Origin of the sequence: Pelagibius sp. Alg239-R121 (assembly GCF_947331435.1) — a bacterium.
GTDB lineage: Bacteria > Pseudomonadota > Alphaproteobacteria > Kiloniellales > Kiloniellaceae > Denitrobaculum.
Genome location: NZ_CAMZOF010000001.1, coordinates 512,592 through 530,427 on the forward strand (window position 1 = coordinate 512,592; position 17,836 = coordinate 530,427).

Genomic DNA, 17,836 nt, shown 5'->3' on the forward strand with positions numbered 1-17,836 from the left:
AGGCCATAGGAAGATCTATGCGATTTTTGCGGGCGAACAACAGGCTGAATAACCATGACGCAGGCATCCTGCCGTTAATCAACGTGGTCTTTCTTCTGCTGATCTTCTTTATGTTGGCGGGACACCTGGCGGCCAGCGACCCCTTCGCCATTACACCGCCAAAATCGCAAAGCGAAGGCCGGAACAGTCCCCAGGATTTGGTGATCCTGGTCTCAGCGGATGGCCGTTTCGCCCTTGATGGCGTTGAGATGTCCGAAGAGGGCGTGATCAAGGCCGCCAGCGAACGGTTGCGGAAATCGCCAGCTGGAGAGACGCCGGGCCTACGACTGAAAACCGACGGCAATGCGCCCGCGGCCAGGATCGTTAGGCTGATGCAACGGCTCCGACAGGCCGGAATCCAAAAGCTCAAACTGCTGACAATCCCCGCAAACTGACCCTGTACTTCCTTTTCCCGGGCGGCCACAATCCGCCTCCAGCTTGAAGATCCGCCGCCGCGCCATCATTTAAAGGGTCTAAATCGGCGCCAACGGGTAGGAGTTTTGCAGATGTTCCGGCTCCTTAGAGGTCTGTCTAAGGTTGCTGCACTTTTCATAGCCGCTCTGGTCTACGGCTGCACCACGCCCACGCCCTATGCTCCCGCATTGGACGGCAAAGGTTACAGCCAGCAGCAGACCCAAAGTGACCGTTACCGGGTATCGTTCTCGGGTAATTCAAAAACGTCACGCGAGACGGTGGAAAATTATCTGCTGTATCGGGCAGCGGAAATCACAGTGCAGTCTGGCCATGACCACTTCCGGGTGGTGGCGCAGGATCTGGAATCCACAACAACATATTACGAAACCGTCACACCTCCACCCAGTTTCGGCTACTACGGTCGTTATGGGCGGCGCTCGCTCAGGCACCGCCATCACAGTCATGGTTTTCACGGTTTTCCTTACGCCACGTACCCCTACGGTCAGTTCGCAACTGTAACCAGTCATCCGATCACCAGCTACGAAGCCGTGGCCAACATCATCGTCTTTTCGAAAGCCGATGGCGTCGATCGTAAAGCGATAGATGACGACCACACTTATGATGCACGCGATGTAATCCAACAACTCAGCCCGATAGTCGTGCGGCCAGATGCCAAGGCGGAATGAAGCGCGTCTTGTAGCCTCTTAATCTAGAAGCTGATTCGCGCCGCACTTTGATGCAAAGTGGGTCATTCAGAGTTAAAGAGGCCGCGATGCAATTCATGGTAATCGAAACCTTTCGCAATCAGGACGCCAAAGCGGTGTACCACCGGTTCGCGCAAAAGGGACGCCTGATGCCCGACGGCCTCACCTTTGTCGACAGCTGGGTGACCGCAGATCTCTCTAGGTGCTTTCAGGTCATGGAGTGCGATGACGTCACTCTGCTCCAGAGCTGGGTCGCTGAATGGTCCGATCTGGTCGAATTTGAGATCGTTCCAATAACCGCCGGCAAGGACACGGGCGCCGCCCTGCACGAATGCACTGCGAAACCGGAACGTGACGCAAACGATACGCTAAAATCTTGAGGATCAGCACAGCCCTCTTCGATCAGCAAGGCCCTCTTCGATCAGCAAGGCCCTCTTCGATCTGGACGGTACCCTGCTGGACCGGGAAAGCTCTCTGTCCGCCTTCGCGACCAACTCATGCAACAGCAGCGGCAGTGTTTTGCCCGAATGCTGCTGAAATTATCTAATTGCGCGATTTTTTGGTGTTGCGCATCGAGACCGTGCTCAAGATCATTGCAGAGAGCTTCTTGGCTTTGTGATCATCGAAGACAAAGAGGTTGACTTCTTCATCTCCAAACCGCAATTGGCGACATGACCAAAGACGCAATTTCAAAAATTTCACTGCGTCAGTTACAGATCTTTCTGTCTGCGATAGAGCACCAAAACTTTATCCGCGCCGCAGAGCACCTCGATCTTACGCCTCCCGCGATTTCCATGCAGATGAGCCGCCTCAGCGAAGCCCTTGGAGCGCCTTTGTTCGAGAAAGACGGGCGATCCATCCAGCCAACGGCTGCTGCCACAGCATTGGTCCCTTACGCAGAGCGTGTGATAGCCACACTGCGTGAAGCAAACGACGTAATCGAAGACCTGCAAGGCACACTCGACAGCTTAGTGCGCGTCGCAATGGTATCGACGTCGCGCAACTTCGGTCCTCAATTGCTACAGAAGTTCAAGCAACTCTATCCGGAAGCCAAACTGGAGATCAGCATTACGAACCGGCGCGGCGTCATTGGGCAATTGGAAACGGGGCAGGCCGATCTCGCGATCATGGGCCGAACCCCACGGAGGTTTGAAGTAGAAGCCTTCAGCTTTGCCAAGCACCCTTACGTATTGATAAGCCATCCGGACCATCCGCTTACAGGCTTCAAGCGCATTTTACGGTCTGATTTGACGGGGCATAGATTTCTGGTTCGCGAGGCTGGATCCGGGACACGTATGGTACATGACCATTTCTTCAAATCTGCGGGGCTGACACCGCCAAGAACTCAAGAAATGGACAGCAATGCTAACATCAAGCAGGCGGTTATGGCGAATATGGGTCTCGCCTTCATATCAGCACACACCATTGCCTTGGAGCGTGAAACCGCAAAGCTGAAAGTGCTCGATGTCAGCGGGATGCCCGAAGTAAGGAACTGGTATGTTCTTCATCTGCGCGGCAAGAAACTCTCACCTGCCGCGCTGAACTTCCGTCGTTTTGTCGAAGAGGAGGGGCCTGGCTTCATGCGGGCTTTTTTTGGCGAAGATCTGTCTCCCTAATAGCCGTCTCGCAGCTCAAAATTAAGGCTCGCCGCGGTGGAATGGACTGCCTCTCTTTGCCAAAGCCGCGTCGGCACCCCAACAGAGCCCGCCAAGGGTTCAGCCTCGAGCAGGCTATATTTCGACGGGAGGAAAGATTGCTCAGGGCGATTCCGTCTAAACCCGCGCCAGTCTGGAATGCGGCATTTGTTAGGTGAGGCGAGGGGCGGGCGATGACGCCCGTCCGACTTCGTTAGTCTTGGCGGATAGGATGGCGAGATTTCGCTTCATTTCGTTCGCGACCACGGTCATCCCTTCGTCGAACCCCATACCGGGTTTGACCAATAGACGCTGGGGCCTGGTCGCCAGTGCAATGCTCAGGCAGCAGCGCGCCGATATGTCGGTCTCATTGCAGGTTCCACCTTGGTAAGCTTCCACGCCGTTTTTCTTACTGTAGAGCACGGCCTCGACGCTGTTGTGGATGCTGCCTAGATCCGGTGTCTTGATCTGCACCATGTGACAGCACTCCGAATCGACAAAATCAACAACATCCTGATAAGTATTGCACCACTCATCCGCCACAATGCGCACCGAACAATCACGCGCTGCCAGCGCAGATTTGATGGCAGAGAGTAACTTGATCTGTCCGCTCTTTGAACCGGCATCAGCCGGCCCTTCGATATAGAGCTCGAAGGGATAGGCGCGCTCTTCCAGCACCTTCAAATAGTCGGCGATCCGGGCGGCGTCATTGTCGAAGATCAGCCCAATGGTTCCATAGACATCAATATGCAGCTGCGGATGATAGGATTTATCGTGACGCAAACGTTGAATACGTTGCGCCAGCCAGGCTACATATTCGGCTAGTTTCCCACCGTTTTCTCCGAGCTTTTGGGGCACGTTGTTGATGAGGCCGTGCGGCAGCGCGTCTACACGTTTCAGGATCATCTTGTCTACGGCACCATAACGGTCATCGCCGCTTTGTCCGAACAGCGACAAAGGTTCGACCACCATCGGCAGACCGAACTCGTCGCATATGACTTCGGTTCTCATTCGACCGCTGGCTTTGGCGGTCGCATCCAGGAGAGACTGGGAAAGCCCATACCGGATCGCAGTGTGAAGCCGTTGGCCCTCAAGTTGCAGCTCATCAAAGAACCGGGCGTTGTCAATAAACCTGCTGACATCCAGACCCATTAAGTGTTGGGTCAGGTTGTCCTGCAGAAAGGGGATAAAGCGTGCAGCCGTAAACAGTGGATCTCGCCCCGCAGTGCCGGAATATTGGACGGCAACGCAGTCGCCTTCTGCCCTCTGACCGTTTTCCAATTCAAGAATGATCGAAACGCATTCACCGCTTTGGCGGATCGTTTCGAAGCCGTTTGTCTGCGCCGGGCCGACGTAGATAAATCCATCCTGCCTGGCGCCTGCCTTGATGGCGGTCTGGTCATCGAAATAGAATGCCGCAAATCCCGGCACAAAATGAACGTTTGTGATTTTCATCTTTAGTCTTCTTGTAACTGAAGAGGTCAGGCCGCCGGGCGGCCGATAAGCTTGGACGCTGAGATGGCTTTAACGTCATCGACCACCATCTTGAAGGACGCCTCACGGCCTTCGGCTTTCGCTCTATCGGCGATCTTCTCTTGGTGAAAGGTGATGACATCTTTCGGGAGCGGTACATTGCCGTGGTCAAACACCCGAATGGCTCCATAATTGTCACGCACCGGGGTCAGCTTGCCCGCATTGGCGTCGGCCGGGGCAAAGGGCACATCCATGACACCCTGCTCAAACGCCATTACTGCCCCACGGGCAATATCTCCCTGCCCCAGTTTCAGAATTTTGCGCATGATCGCATGTACTTCAGCTTCGATAATCTCGATTTCTTGCGTAATCTCAGGTGTCTCAATCCGGTTCTGATCTGAAATCATATTGACCATTTGCCGCGTCGCCTGAAGTCCGGCCTGGTTCGCTTCCATTGACGGTATGCCGCTTGCCTCATGCGGAGTCTTAACAATGATCTTTGTTGCACGCGCATATTTCGCGGTCATAGCTCCCAGACAAATCACCGCGCTGGCTCTCGCTTCGTTTTCCGGAAAACCTCCCATCCATTGATGGAAGACCGTCGTCAGCAGATAGTCTTCATACCCGGCAGACAGGAAGTAATGATTGGCGAGCTTACGCAACGACCGCAACGCCGCAACATCCTGCGCGATGTTGCCAGCTTGCCCGTAACCGAGCGTTACGCACTTCACCCCTTGCTCCAGCGCCAGCAACCCCTCAAGAATGGCGACAACATGGGACACAAATGGCGGAACCAGCGTACCGGTCAAGGGTCCGAAGGGTTCACGGTTGATACGAATTCCCTCGTCCTCGAAGCGGCCGACCAACCGGTCGCAGTATTGCCAATGCCGAATGGAATCTGCCAACGGGACTTTCTTGGCATAAGGAATATTGTAGGAAATTCCCCCGCCTTCGTAGCTGGTAAAGCCGGAGCAGAGGGTGATCTCTGCCATCAGACGGGCATCTGGCGTGCCGTGCCGGACCTGTACGGGCTTGGTTAGGCTGTCCACCAGCCGTTTGCATCCTTCAACTCCGTGATTAACCGCCGGAAATCCATTGAGAAGCGATGTTCCTGCGGCTCGTGATTTGTCGATACCGTCCTGAGCCTCTCGATAGCGATTGTGACGCGTGTAAGCATCTACGGTTGTCGGCAGAACGTCGCAATAGGGTGCAAGACCGTTCAACAGCGCGGTATGTTCTCGAATCAGTGCCACTCCGGCACGCGGCTGCAACAACGTCCTGCCCGTCGCCTCCGCTTCGGCCAGCGCACAAGAAAACCGCATTTCCGGCTGCAGCGCCTCCTGTCGCGCAACACCCGCTCGAAAATCCACATCAGATCCGGTAATCCAGCTGTTCAAAACAGTTTCGCGCTCGGCATCAAACTCGGCGTCGTTCAGACGCGTGTTTGTGATCTCAAGATTTTGAGTCATTGTTTTTTTGAGTTATCCCGGCGGCCACGCGGGCAGCCGCTTAAAAATGAACGCTGGCGTTACTCGGGTGGGCGCCAGTGTCAGCTGAACCGCAGCTCATCAAACTGCTTCCCGCGGAATGCCCCGGAGTTGTGGCCATAAGACGGCGGGAGGCGTTTGGAATACACATCGTCCTTCAACAGACGTACAACATCATCAAGATCGACACTTGGTTTGAACACGCGGTCAAACCCCATTTCCTTGAACGTTTCTTCCACCGCAGAAAAATCGCGTTTACCGATCACCAGATTGCCACCAACGTAAAGCACGATATCGGTCAATCCCCGCTCTTCACAGCGGGTGCGGAAGCCCTGACAGTCGATCTCGCCGTGGCCGTAAATTGACGAAACAAGGATGGCATCCGCGTTGCCTTCGACCGCAGCCGCAATGAATTCGTCCTGACTTACCATGACGCCCAGGTTATCCACCTCAATCCCATGCGAAATTAAAGTGGCAGCGATGATCTTATTTCCTACAGCGTGGCAATCGGCGCCAATCACGCCGAGCACCACTTTGAATTCTGACTCTTGATCTGACATGGCCTTGCCCTTGTGATGAAAAGAAACTCCGACCTTGCTACACGACCCAGCGAACCATTCAATATATTTTATCAGAAAAATATAATAGGTAATTTTTATTTATCTTTAAAAACACACCTGACAGACCGCCGCTGCGCAGAAGATAGAAAATTGCGAAGCCCAAATGGGTTGGCTAACGACTGGCCGTGATTCCAGGCTCCAACAAAAGAGGTTGGCAGAAGTGAAACAAGGCCGACCGCAGGTGGTTTCTCACAGGCTCTCAGAAAAATTCCGACAGATTGCAGCAACTTAGAGGTCTTTTAATCAAGTTAACCTCACAATAAGCGCGTATAGGTGCAAATTCGATATCAAGGATGTGCGGTAATATGCCGGACTCGATTACACGAGAGTACCTCCGGAAACGCTATTGGATGGCGACGGCTGCTATTTTGGTGGTGCTGCTTGTCTGCACCGTCGTGGGCTGGTCACTCGTCGTTTCGCTTCAGGCCAATGCACAGTTCGCCCAGGCCTTCAGCCAACTGATTGAGGCCACGCACCACTTGCAATCCGAGGTCAACCGCGCAGTCGACGACCACGGCAGCAATGCCGCCGAATTGCACAATGGCGTTCACTCCGGAGACGAGGACGCTGAAGCCGCCGATGCCACTGCTCATCATCTTGGGGTGGCTCATGCATTCGAAGAACTGGCGGTGGTTTTTACGGCCATCAGAAAATCTGACTTGGATGGTGTAGGTGGCGGGGACGATGAAGAAAACGTCGACCCCGACGAACGAAACTGGGATGTGGTCGCCCACCGATTGTTTGCGGACCTGGACAACGAAGTCTCTCACTTCGGGCTCACCACCGGCCAAATGCCGGACCGGCTCATGACCGTGTGGGAAGGTGGAGATGAGCGTATCGACGGTGGTTTGGAGACGCTGATCGGTAAAGTTCTGGAGCTTTCAACGACCATCGTCGAGGCAGAAGACAAAAACAGTGCCGAAAGCCGCGAAGCCGCTCAGGCCCTCGAAAATCTGATCTTGAATCGGGTCAGTCTGGTTTTTCACGACGTCGCACCGATCATCAACGAGGAACTCACATCCGGTGCATCCCTGCTCCTGGGTATTCTGCTTACATCCGCTTTCGCAGTCATGAGCGCGATTCTCTTCAACGTAATCGTTATTTTCACGCCCCTGGAAAAAGCTGTTGTCGACAGCCAACGTGCAATCACGCGCCAGCGCGACCGGGCCATCGCCGCCGAGGAAGCAAAGCGAAGCTTTCTTGCGGTTATGAGCCACGAATTGCGCACACCGATGAACGGCATCATGGGTTTTGCGAACCTGTTGCTGCGATCCGGCCTGAACGAGAAACAGAGAGATTACGCCGAGACCATCTACACTTCAGGCGATACATTGCTCAGCCTGCTCAATGATATTCTCGACATTTCGAAGATTGAGGCCGGCTCGCTGGAGCTGGAAAAAACCGATTTCGATCTCAAGGATGTGGTCAAGAGCGTCGTCACGCTGCTCGGCCCGCGCGCTTATACCAACCGCCTGGAACTCAGCACCTACATCGACCCGAGCTTGCCGCAATGCCTGAACGGCGATGCCGGACGGGTCCGCCAGATTCTGTTGAATCTGGTCGGCAATGCCATCAAGTTTACGCCGAGTGGCGCCATCGCAATCGAAGTGACAGAGGAAAAACACGCGGGCCAAGGAGAACGCGACGTCCGCATTGCCGTCACCGACACAGGCGTGGGTATCCCGAAAGACAAGATCGAAGCCATCTTCGAACGCTTTGTCCAAGTTGAGGACGGATCCAACCGCAAGTATGAAGGTTCAGGCTTGGGCCTTGCCATCTGCAAGCAACTGGCAGCCCTCATGGGTGGCCAGATCGGCGTGGAAAGCACTGAGGACCAGGGAAGCACCTTCTGGGTGACTATCCGACTCTCCGATGCCGATCCGACAAGCCGCCAGATTGCCGATGCGGCGCCGGCGGAACTGTCAGGACGCAGAGTGCTTGTCGTCGACGACAATGCGTTGAATCGCCGGATCTTCAAACTGCAGCTGGAAAGCCACGGTGTCGACGTCGAACTTGTTCCAGACGCCCGCAGCGCTATGAAGCAACTCCCGGAAGCAAAGATAAACGGCCGGGCGTTCGAGCTCGCCATCATCGACCACATGATGCCGGAAACCGATGGAATCACCCTCGCCAAATTGATCCGCGCCGAACCTGAACTGCGCGGCATAAAGTTGATCCTGTCTTCTTCGTCCGGCCTGACGGCAGACCAACAGGCCAGGGTCCTGGGGTTCGATGCAACCTGTCCGAAACCGGTCCATCAGGATAAGGTTCTGGAAACCATTCAGCGCTTGTTGTCCGGCGCCGCAGACGAAGTCGAAAGGGACGCACCCGACGCCCAGATATCCGTCAGCTCCAACGTCGTCGAGATCGACAAGAACAGTGATCCGACACAACGCATCCTGATTGTCGAGGACAACGCGATCAATCAACGCCTCGCCATGACCGTGCTCACGACAGCCGGCTTTACCGTGGACGCCGTGGCAGATGGTTCAGAAGCCGTTCGCGCCGTCCAGGCGCTTCCCTATGATCTTATCCTCATGGATATCCGTATGCCGGTCATGGGCGGGGTCGAGGCAACCAAGCGTATCAGAGCACTCGATCTCGCCGTGTCCGACTGTCCGATTATCGCCATGACCGCGAATGCTATCCGTGGCGACAGAGAAGAATACCTGGCGGCGGGCATGAACGACTATATTTCCAAGCCCATCGATATTCGCGGTCTGGTTCAAAAGGTCGAGGAATACGTCGGCATGGTGAAAAAGGCGGACGACAGCGACGTGGCCTCAACTGATGAGCCTGCTACGAAGAATTGGGCGTGACGCTCCTCTCCATCAACAAGCAATGCAAAATCGTACCGAAGATCTCGCCTGGATTCCCACAGGAGCAGAGGCAACTTCATAGATTTCTATGATGTGACGAAGACTGATCAAGTCCTGGAACCTTACCGCTACCAGCGAAGCGCCCCTAGAATGTCGGAGAAATCGTCGGTCCAGAGCCGCCCTTTGGGCTGGTCTTCGAGATTGCGCCAGCCTGGCTGAAGATCATGACCTGCCAGGTCTTCGCTGAATGCCGTTTCCAGAAACATCAGATCGGCATCACGGTGGGCGAGAACCACCCATTTCGAACCGACTTTGTAATCGTTGAGATAACCCTCGCCCGGCAGCACAAAATTCTGGAACCGCCCGGCGAGTCCCGCATCTTCAGCCAGGCGCGCGACGATCGGCAAAAGATCGAGCGTGCGGTTGGATATATGGAAAGCCATGACCCCACCCACAGCGAGCTTTGCTTGATACAGCGCGAGGGCCTCACGGTTCAGGAGATGCATGGGAATGGCATCGGAACTGAAAGCATCGAAAACGAGCACGTCATATTTGCCATCTTCCTCGCTCTGCAGGGAAATCCTGGCATCGCCAATTACGACGGGTGAGCGCGCGGCACATGCGGACAGATAACGAAAATGTTCCGGATCCCGCGCGATACGCTCCATCGTCGGGTCGATTTCAAAAAACGTCCAGTCCTGTCCCGGCCGGCGATAGCAGGCCAAGGTCCCGGCGCCGAGACCCACCGCGCCGATCCGTAAAGGATTCTGACCTGTCGTATCCAAAGCTTCGAACAACTGTCCGATCGGGCCTGCGCGATGATAGTAGGTCAAGGGATCGCGCCACTTTTCCGGATCGCTATGTTGCGCACCGTGGAGAGTCGTGCCGTGCGTCAAGAGATTGAAGCGGCCATCCGCGGTCTGCGTGATCCTGCTGATGCCGAAGAAGCTGCGATCCTGCGCGATGACCCGCTCGCTCCGATCGGTAACGGCCATTGCCAGAAGCACCGCGGAAAACCCCAGAGACAGGCGGATTGGCCGTGCCGAAAAACCGTATATCGAGAGAGCGATAAGCTGGAAAACAACAAAAACACCGATCAAACCCAGTTCCGAAAAGTCGGTTTTAAGAGCAAGAAGCGGAACGGCCAGAGCTGCAAAGATGATCAACGGCAGAACAACATCCAGAACCAGCTTTGATCTCGCTAATGGCGTATTCCCGTCCTTTGTCTTTCCAAACGGCCGCAGCAAACAGGCGAGCACGACCATCAGGGGATACTCGACAACCGACTCAAAGATGACAGGCGCAACCAGAGCGGCAAAGAACCCTCCCACCATGCCGCCAAACGACATCCAAAGGTAAAACTCGGTAAGGTGGTCTACCGCAGGCCTGCGGCGGGCAAGCTCGCCGTGGCAGACCATTGCAGTCACAAAAAACGCAATGAGATGAACCGGAGCAGCAATCCAGACACCGAAAGGCCAGATAAAAGACGCCAGCAGCGGAACAAGAACGATCGGCTGCAAGCGAAGCATCCAGCCGTGCCTCAGGAGGGGCCGCCGACTGAACACAATCACAAAGGTCAGTAGATAGAGGGCCAGGGGAATAACCCACAGCAAAGGAACGGCTGCCACGTCGGTCGAGATATGCGTGGTAACACCCAGCAAAAGACTGGAAGGCACGAGGGCCAGAACAATCCATTTTAGGCGTGCGCTCCAGTCCGGGCTCTCGGAATCGGCTCCAGCAACGTCCGGGTTTGCTTCAAATTCGGCGCAGACCGGTTCATCGACGGTGCGCCTGGCAACCCGCAAGCAAACGAATATCAACAGGGCCAAGAAGCCATAGGCGAACATCCAGCCACGGCTTTGTTCTCCCAGCGTGAGGACCGGCTCAATCAAAAAGGGATAGCCCAGCAAGGCAATAAGACTGCCGATATTGCTGGCACCGTAGAGAAAATAGGGGTCTTGCGCGTGCGGGTGACCCGTTGTGGAAAACCATTTCTGCAGGAGTGGCGCCGTCGCGGCAACGGCCAGAAAGGGAAGTCCCACAGATTGAGTCAAAGTCCACAGCAACCAGAGTTCGGGCTGTCCGGGCCATGGTCTTGCGTCGAACGGCAGCCCGATCGGGAGCACCACAAACGCTGATGCGAGAACAAACAGATGAAGATATGCCTGCCGGCGCTCCCCCAGCAGCTTGACGCTGAAATGCGCATAGGCGTAGCCCGCCAGTAAAACCGTCTGAAAGAACACCATCGAAGTGTTCCAAACCCCGGGAGCACCACCGAGCGACGGCAAAACCATCTTGGCGAACATGGGCTGAACGGAAAACAGCAGCAGGGCACTCAAAAACAGGCTGCCTGCAAACAGCGGCAGCGCGCCCGTTTGCGCCCGACCTGAAAGGGACGCGCCGCTATGCTGCGCCGTCTGGTAACTCGCCATGGACCAACCCATCCGGAATGAGGTGGGTTTGTTCTATCCGGTGGGTGTTAAGAATTGGGTAAGAGTAAGATTTACATAGAGTTTGATCGATTTTCACTGTTTTGGTGAAAAGCGTGAATCAATCTTTAATTCAGTGATTTAGACGCTCATAGACTGTCTTCGGTCTGCCGCCGCGGCCAATCAGTCGGCACTCGAGTGGCCGCTGATCATAGTCGTTCTACCAGGACGCAGGCTCTCCTTGATACGGGCCAGCCGATCCTGAAATCCCGCTCCGCGGCCCAAAATAACGCCCGTTGACAACACGTCCAGAATTACCAGGTGGACAATGCGCGACGCCATGGGAATGTAGATATCGGCGTCTTCGGCTGGATCGATACCGATAACGATGTCGCAGACCTGAGCCAACGGACTGCCGGCCGCGGTTAAGGCCACCAGCTTGGCACCCCGGCTCGCTGCCAGTCTGGCATTTTCGATCATGGGTATGGTGCAGCCCGTGTTGGAGATAAGAACGACAACGTCACCTTCGTCCATTCCCGCGGCCTGCATCCGCTGCATCACAATATCCGATTGAGCAACCGACGGAACGTCGAGGCGCACGAATTTGTGCTGGGCGTCAACTGCGACCGCCCCCGAACCGCCAATTCCGAAAAAGGATATCCTGGCCGCAGCCGCGAGCGCATCGACGGCACGACCGACTTCAGTCATGTCGATCCGCTCCTGGGCCCGCGACAAAGCCGCCGTCGTGGCGTCGAAGATTTTTCCGGTGTAGGTTTCCGGCGTATCATCCGCCGCGACATGCCGGTTCACGAAAGGCACACCACGCGCCAGACTCTGCGCCAGCCTGAGTTTTAACTCGGGAAAACCCGCACATCCAAGAGAGAGACAGAAGCGGTTGACAGTGGGATCGCTGACACCGGCTTTGCCCGCCAGGACTGCGGTGCTCGATTTCATGGCCGCAGCCGGGTCATCCAGCACTGCAGCCGCGACTTTGTGCTCGGCCCGGCTCAATTTGTCGGCGCGAGCGCGGATCACTTCGACGATGTTGGCTGTCTCGTCGATCAGGGCCTTTGGGTCTCCCTGCTTATCGCTGTCACCATCCATATCGCGCTTACCTTTGCGGATGAAACAGGGCGTCAGCCCTTTCCAAGCTTTGCCGCGTTGCGAGCCAATGCTTCGATCGCACTCCAATCACCGGCCTTAACCAGTTTCGAGGGCGTCACCCAGGAACCGCCGACGCAGATCACGTTTGGCAGCGCAAGATAATCTGCTGCGCGCTTTGCATCGATACCGCCGGTCGGACAGAACTTCACTTCAGGCAGAGGCGACGCGAAGGATTTCAACGCGGGAGCTCCGCCGGAGGCTTCGGCTGGAAAAAACTTCTGATGCGAGATGCCCTCTTCCAGCAACGCCAGCATTTCGCTCGCCGTTGCAGCACCCGGCAGATAAGGGACGGCCGCACTACGCGCGGCATAGACGAGGGAGGGGGTCGCGCCCGGACTGACGATGAACTTGGCCCCAGCTTCGAGAGAATCGACGAGCAGTTCCGGCCGGTTCACGGTGCCGGCGCCAACGACCGCGCCGGGCACGGCATCGGACATCTTTCGGATGGCATCCAGTCCAACCGCCGTGCGGAGCGTCACTTCGATGACTGGCAAACCGCCACTGACCAAGGCTTCCGCCATTGGGACAGCCGAGTCCAGATCCTCCAGCACGACCACGGGCACCACCGGAGCCATCGCCATGATTTCCGCCATTGCACTGCTTGGGCCCGCCATAATTTTCTCCCTCGTCCTTTTCGTTCGTTACTGTCTAAGCCGCCGCCGCAGTCTGATCCGCCGTGTCCCTGAGCACCGTCGCGCCCTGCTCGGCACCGCTTACGGTCTGCCGGAAGACGGCAAAGAGTTCCCGGCCCATGCCGAATTGATGACCGGAAAGATCTTCACGCGCGGCATCGCGCGTATCCCAGACCTCCGGCGGCACATTGGCGTTCAAGGTGCCGCTTTCAGCATCGAGACGCACGAGGTCGCCGTCCTGCAGCCTGGACAGAGGGCCAGCGTCCAGGCACTCGGGCGTTACGTGAATAGCGGCCGGAACCTTACCCGAAGCGCCGGACATCCGGCCGTCGGTGACCAGCGCCACCTTATAACCGAGGTCCTGAAGCACGCCTAGTGACGGGGTCAATTTGTGCAGCTCTGGCATCCCGTTCGCTTTCGGTCCCTGAAACCGCAGGACTGCAACGAAATCGCGATGCAGATCTCCTGCCTTGAAGGCGTCGAGAAAATCCTGTTGCGAGGTAAAGATGATAGCGGGAGCCTCGACCAGACGATGCTCGGGTTTTACAGCCGAGATCTTGATCACCGAACGCCCAAGATTGCCGGTCAGAAGCTTCACGCCGCCATTGGTACTGAAAGGCGCGTCGGCCTTGGTGAGAATTGACGTATCCAGGCTCTCGGACGCACCGTCGCGCCAACGCAAGGCACCGTTGTCGAGCAGCGGTTCACAGCGATAACGCTCCAGACCTCCCTCGCCGACAATGGTACGGACGTCGGCGTGCAGCAAGCCGGCATCCAGCAGTTGACCAATCAGAAATGCCATGCCGCCGGCCGCGTGGAAGTGGTTCACATCGGCTTGGCCATTGGGATAGATCCGGGCGAGCAGGGGCACGATCTCGGACAGTTCTGCGAAATCATCCCAAGTGATCTCGATGCCGGCGCAGCGCGCCATGGCGACCAGATGGATGGTGTGGTTGGTTGAGCCGCCGGTCGCCATCAGGCCGACGATACCATTGACCACCGCGCGCTCATCGATGACTTCGCCGACCGGCGTGTAGTCGTTGCCAAGCGCGGTAATCTCCGTGGCCCGTTTCGCTGCTGCACGGGTAAGAGCGTCACGCAGGGAAGTGTCGGGATTGACGAAGGAGGAACCGGGCAGGTGCAGGCCCATGATCTCCATCAGCATCTGATTGCTGTTCGCGGTGCCGTAAAAAGTGCAGGTGCCACGGCCATGATAGGATTTGGCTTCCGCCTCCATCAGCGCATCGCGCCCGACTTTACCTTCGGCATGAAGCTGCCGTACCCGTGCCTTTTCATCGTTGGGCAGACCGGACGTCATGGGGCCGGCGGGGACAAATATTGTCGGCAGATGCCCGAAGCTGAGCGCAGCCATCAGGAGGCCTGGGACAATCTTGTCGCAAACGCCCAGACAAAGCGCGGAATCAAACATGTTGTGTGACAGGGCAACAGCGGTCGACATTGCGATAGTATCGCGGCTGAACAGCGAAAGCTCCATGCCCGGTTGCCCCTGCGTGACGCCGTCGCACATAGCAGGTACGCCGCCGGCAAACTGAGCAACGCCACCAGACTCCCGCACGGCCTCCTTGATGATCTCTGGAAAACGTTCAAAAGGCTGATGTGCCGAGAGCATGTCATTGTAGGAGGACACGATCGCGACGTTGGCTTTTTCCTCGCCCTGCAGATCGTGCTTGTCAGCATCGCCGCAGGCTGCGAACCCGTGCGCAAGATTACCGCAGGAGAGGACACCGCGATGCGGTCCCTTCGAGCCTGACGCCCGCAATCGCGACAGATAAGCCTCCCGCACGGTTCGGCTGCGGATTGCGATCCGCTCGGTCACTTCACTTAACTTCGCGTTCATGGCTACCTCCTTCGATCTACCCAACGTAAGAGGCCGGACAACAGCATTGCGGCAGGCAATCGGGATTTTCAAATGCGCCCTGAGTTGCAGCGCTCTCGGTTATGGCGCCCAAAAAACATCGACCGGCACTGAGGTCTGGCGCAGCAAGGCCCGTACCGGCATGGCTTCGACCGGACCTTCTTCCAGCGCCGTCTCCAGCACGTCACGTTTTGTCTCACCGGAGATCAGTAACACCAGCTGCCGGCAGTTGAGCAGATTTGCAAGAGTGAGCGACATACGCGCCTGTGCGGCACCGGGTGGATGCGCGGCGATGCAGGCCCGTTGGCTGTCTGGGTCCAGCGCGCGTTCAAGATTGGCATCGCCGGGGAACAGCGACGCGGTGTGACCGTCGGCGCCCATCCCGAGCAGCACGAGGTCATAAGGAACCGTCATCCCGGCCAGGCGCCGGGCACATTCCACTTCACCATCTTCCGGCGTCTCGTCCGGCGTCTTGAGGCTGATAAATTCGGCAGCTGCCGCATCACCGGTCAGCAACTCCCGGCGCAGCATTGCCGCGTTACTGTCATCTGAAGTCTCGTCGACCCAACGCTCGTCGCTCAAGGTCACTGAGACATCGGTCCAGGGAATAGGCCGTGATGCCAGTTGCTGAAACAAGCGCGCCGGAGTTCCGCCGCCCGAAAGCACCAAACTGGCCCGACCGCGTTCCGCGATGCCGGAGTTGATCGCGTCGCTCACATAGTTGGCCAGAGTGTCGGCGAGTTGGGCGCCATTTTCGAAGATGTGCTTTTGAATCTCAGCCATGACTGCGCCAACCTCGCTCGTTGCGGCTTCACTCAGCATCGTCATGCCAGGTTCGTCCATCGCGTTCGATCAACGCGATTGCCGCTGAAGGACCCCAGGTTCCAGATGTGTAGGCTTTGGGGCGTTCCGAATTGTTCTGCCAGCCTTCCAGGATCGGTTCGACCCAGGACCAGGCGGCTTCGACCTCGTCACGCCGCATGAAGAGGGTAGGATTGCCACGCACGACATCCATCAGAAGGCGCTCGTAGGCGTCCGGATAACGAACCTTGAAGGTCTCGGCAAAACTCAGATTGAGCGGGGCCGAGCGCAGGCGCAGTCCGCCAGGACCGGGGTCCTTAGTCATGAGGCTTAACGTCACGCCCTCATCCGGCTGCAGGCGGATCACCAGGCGGTTGGGCTCTACCTGCCCCGCGCCCGCCTCAAAGATCGAGTGGGGCACCGGACGAAACTGAATAATGATCTCGGAACTGCGTTTCGGCAGACGCTTGCCGGTGCGCAGATAGAAGGGCACGCCGGCCCAACGCCAGTTCTCGATTTCCGCCTTGATGACGACGAAGGTCTCGGTCGTGCTGTCAGCGGCCGTGCCATCCGCTTCAGCACTCAATTCTTCAAGATAGGCCGGCACCGGGTGGCCGTCGACGGCGCCCGAACGGTACTGGCCGCTGACGGTCTTCGCCGAAACGTCGCCACCGGCGATGGGCCGCAGCGCTTGCAGGACCTTGAGTTTTTCGTCACGCACGGAATCCTTGTCCAGGCGGACCGGCGGCTCCATTGCGACAAGGCACAGCAGCTGCAGCAAATGGTTTTGGACCATATCGCGCAGCGCACCCGAGCGGTCGTAATAGCCGCCACGGCCTTCCACACCGATCTTCTCTGCCACCGTAATCTGGATGTGATCGATCGACGCGCTGGTCCAGAGCGGTTCAAACAACGAATTGGCGAAGCGAAGCGCCATCAGGTTCTGGACTGTCTCCTTACCCAGATAGTGATCGATCCTGAAGATCTGGTCTTCGTTGAAGACAGTGCCGACTTCGTCGTTGATGCGGCAGGCGGATTCCAGATCCCGACCGATCGGCTTCTCGAGCACGACCCGCGCCTGGGGTGTGACCACGCCGGCAGCTTTCAGATTCCGGCAGATCGGCCCGAAGAGATCGGGGGACGTGGCAAGATAGAACACACGGGCGCGCTCTTCACCGCCTTCCAAACCCTCGACAAGCCCATCCCAGCCATCGGACTTGGTGGCGTCCAGTTTGACGTGCGAGATACGTGCGGAAAAACGCTGCCAGACGTCGTCGTCCCAATCAGCCTGATCGAGATGCCGCTCGAGCCCATCCCGCAGCCGCGCAGCATAATCCGCCGAGCTGAGGTCGCTCCGCGAGACGCCAAAGATTCGGCTTTCAGCCGGAATCTGGGCATCCCGGTCTCTGAGGTATAACGAAGGCATGAGCTTGCGCATAGCAAGGTCACCGGTTCCCCCGAACACCACGATGTCGAAAACATCGACCGGTATAATCTGAGCCATCCGTTCTCCAAATGCCTGATAGTGCAAACAACGGCCTCCCCAAAAGCGGGTTGGCATTCCGATACCGCCATCTCAATGGACCGCGCTGACATAAGAAAAAAGAAGTCAGAAAAGCGGCACGATTCGGATGGCCTGCGGTTATCGTTTGCGAGAATCAGTAACAGATTTGTAATTTTACCACATTGTTGTGGCACTATAGCCCATTTTTATGGTTACATGCAAGCCATTCTGTAATTTAAT

The 17,836-nt window shown here is 56.9% G+C and carries 14 protein-coding genes; 5 read left to right on the forward strand and 9 right to left on the reverse strand.

What is annotated here, in order from left to right; genetic code table 11:
• Positions 1-17: 17 nt before the first annotated feature.
• From QMZ18_RS02160 to QMZ18_RS02175, 4 genes are all read left to right on the forward strand, one after another.
• Positions 18-434, forward strand: a complete 417-nt coding sequence (locus tag QMZ18_RS02160) for a biopolymer transporter ExbD (RefSeq protein WP_282604584.1) — start codon at positions 18-20, stop codon at positions 432-434.
• 111 nt (positions 435-545) lie between these two features.
• Positions 546-1,139: a hypothetical protein gene (locus QMZ18_RS02165; protein WP_282604585.1), complete on the forward strand. Its 594-nt coding sequence runs from the start codon at positions 546-548 to the stop codon at positions 1,137-1,139.
• Positions 1,140-1,225: 86 nt separating this feature from the next.
• Entirely contained in the window at positions 1,226-1,537 is a 312-nt protein-coding gene (locus tag QMZ18_RS02170; protein ID WP_282604586.1) for a DUF3303 domain-containing protein, read from the forward strand.
• 291 nt (positions 1,538-1,828) lie between these two features.
• Positions 1,829-2,773 (forward strand): LysR family transcriptional regulator, encoded by a 945-nt coding sequence (locus QMZ18_RS02175; RefSeq protein ID WP_282604587.1) that lies wholly within the window; start codon positions 1,829-1,831, stop codon positions 2,771-2,773.
• 189 nt (positions 2,774-2,962) lie between these two features.
• Here the strand turns inward: QMZ18_RS02175 and QMZ18_RS02180 are convergent, their stop codons facing one another.
• From QMZ18_RS02180 to glmS, 3 genes are all read right to left on the reverse strand, one after another.
• Positions 2,963-4,246 carry a methylaspartate ammonia-lyase gene (locus tag QMZ18_RS02180; RefSeq protein ID WP_282604588.1) on the reverse strand — a complete coding sequence of 428 codons (1,284 nt, stop codon included), beginning with the start codon at positions 4,244-4,246 and terminating at the stop codon, positions 2,963-2,965.
• Between the two features lie 26 nt (positions 4,247-4,272).
• Entirely contained in the window at positions 4,273-5,733 is a 1,461-nt protein-coding gene (locus QMZ18_RS02185) for a methylaspartate mutase subunit E (RefSeq protein WP_282604589.1), read from the reverse strand.
• 80 nt (positions 5,734-5,813) lie between these two features.
• On the reverse strand, positions 5,814-6,311 hold the full coding sequence (glmS, locus tag QMZ18_RS02190) for a methylaspartate mutase subunit S (RefSeq protein WP_282604590.1): 498 nt from the start codon (positions 6,309-6,311) through the stop codon (positions 5,814-5,816).
• A gap of 365 nt (positions 6,312-6,676) precedes the next feature.
• Between glmS and QMZ18_RS02195 the strand changes: the two genes are divergently transcribed.
• A complete protein-coding gene (locus tag QMZ18_RS02195; RefSeq protein ID WP_282604591.1) occupies positions 6,677-9,190 on the forward strand; it encodes a response regulator in 2,514 nt (837 codons plus the stop codon).
• Positions 9,191-9,318: 128 nt separating this feature from the next.
• Here the strand turns inward: QMZ18_RS02195 and QMZ18_RS02200 are convergent, their stop codons facing one another.
• From QMZ18_RS02200 to zwf, 6 genes are all read right to left on the reverse strand, one after another.
• Positions 9,319-11,622, reverse strand: a complete 2,304-nt coding sequence (locus tag QMZ18_RS02200; RefSeq protein WP_282604592.1) for a spermidine synthase — start codon at positions 11,620-11,622, stop codon at positions 9,319-9,321.
• Positions 11,623-11,802: 180 nt separating this feature from the next.
• Positions 11,803-12,723, reverse strand: a complete 921-nt coding sequence (gene hexR, locus QMZ18_RS02205) for a transcriptional regulator HexR (protein WP_282604593.1) — start codon at positions 12,721-12,723, stop codon at positions 11,803-11,805.
• A 32-nt stretch (positions 12,724-12,755) separates the two neighbouring features.
• Entirely contained in the window at positions 12,756-13,397 is a 642-nt protein-coding gene (gene eda, locus QMZ18_RS02210) for a bifunctional 4-hydroxy-2-oxoglutarate aldolase/2-dehydro-3-deoxy-phosphogluconate aldolase (protein ID WP_282604594.1), read from the reverse strand.
• A 34-nt stretch (positions 13,398-13,431) separates the two neighbouring features.
• Positions 13,432-15,273, reverse strand: coding sequence for a phosphogluconate dehydratase (gene edd / locus QMZ18_RS02215; protein ID WP_282604595.1), 1,842 nt, complete (start codon positions 15,271-15,273; stop codon positions 13,432-13,434).
• A 99-nt stretch (positions 15,274-15,372) separates the two neighbouring features.
• A complete protein-coding gene (gene pgl / locus QMZ18_RS02220; protein ID WP_282604596.1) occupies positions 15,373-16,119 on the reverse strand; it encodes a 6-phosphogluconolactonase in 747 nt (248 codons plus the stop codon).
• Positions 16,103-17,596, reverse strand: a complete 1,494-nt coding sequence (gene zwf, locus QMZ18_RS02225; protein WP_282604597.1) for a glucose-6-phosphate dehydrogenase — start codon at positions 17,594-17,596, stop codon at positions 16,103-16,105. Before zwf ends, pgl begins: the two co-directional genes overlap by 17 nt.
• Between the last annotated feature and the right edge of the window lie 240 nt (positions 17,597-17,836).

Excerpts from the sequence above, each read along its gene's own strand:
- eda (WP_282604594.1), bottom strand. The coding sequence starts at position 13,397 with ATGGCGGGCCCAAGCAGTGCAATGGCGGAAATCATGGCGATGGCTCCG.
- zwf (WP_282604597.1), bottom strand. The coding sequence starts at position 17,596 with ATGGCTCAGATTATACCGGTCGATGTTTTCGACATCGTGGTGTTCGGG.
- QMZ18_RS02180 (WP_282604588.1), bottom strand. The coding sequence starts at position 4,246 with ATGAAAATCACAAACGTTCATTTTGTGCCGGGATTTGCGGCATTCTAT.
- QMZ18_RS02195 (WP_282604591.1), top strand. The coding sequence starts at position 6,677 with ATGCCGGACTCGATTACACGAGAGTACCTCCGGAAACGCTATTGGATG.
- hexR (WP_282604593.1), bottom strand. The coding sequence starts at position 12,723 with ATGGATGGTGACAGCGATAAGCAGGGAGACCCAAAGGCCCTGATCGAC.
- QMZ18_RS02175 (WP_282604587.1), top strand. The coding sequence starts at position 1,829 with ATGACCAAAGACGCAATTTCAAAAATTTCACTGCGTCAGTTACAGATC.
- QMZ18_RS02160 (WP_282604584.1), top strand. The coding sequence starts at position 18 with ATGCGATTTTTGCGGGCGAACAACAGGCTGAATAACCATGACGCAGGC.
- QMZ18_RS02185 (WP_282604589.1), bottom strand. The coding sequence starts at position 5,733 with ATGACTCAAAATCTTGAGATCACAAACACGCGTCTGAACGACGCCGAG.
- QMZ18_RS02165 (WP_282604585.1), top strand. The coding sequence starts at position 546 with ATGTTCCGGCTCCTTAGAGGTCTGTCTAAGGTTGCTGCACTTTTCATA.
- QMZ18_RS02170 (WP_282604586.1), top strand. The coding sequence starts at position 1,226 with ATGCAATTCATGGTAATCGAAACCTTTCGCAATCAGGACGCCAAAGCG.
- glmS (WP_282604590.1), bottom strand. The coding sequence starts at position 6,311 with ATGTCAGATCAAGAGTCAGAATTCAAAGTGGTGCTCGGCGTGATTGGC.
- pgl (WP_282604596.1), bottom strand. The coding sequence starts at position 16,119 with ATGACGATGCTGAGTGAAGCCGCAACGAGCGAGGTTGGCGCAGTCATG.
- edd (WP_282604595.1), bottom strand. The coding sequence starts at position 15,273 with ATGAACGCGAAGTTAAGTGAAGTGACCGAGCGGATCGCAATCCGCAGC.
- QMZ18_RS02200 (WP_282604592.1), bottom strand. The coding sequence starts at position 11,622 with ATGGCGAGTTACCAGACGGCGCAGCATAGCGGCGCGTCCCTTTCAGGT.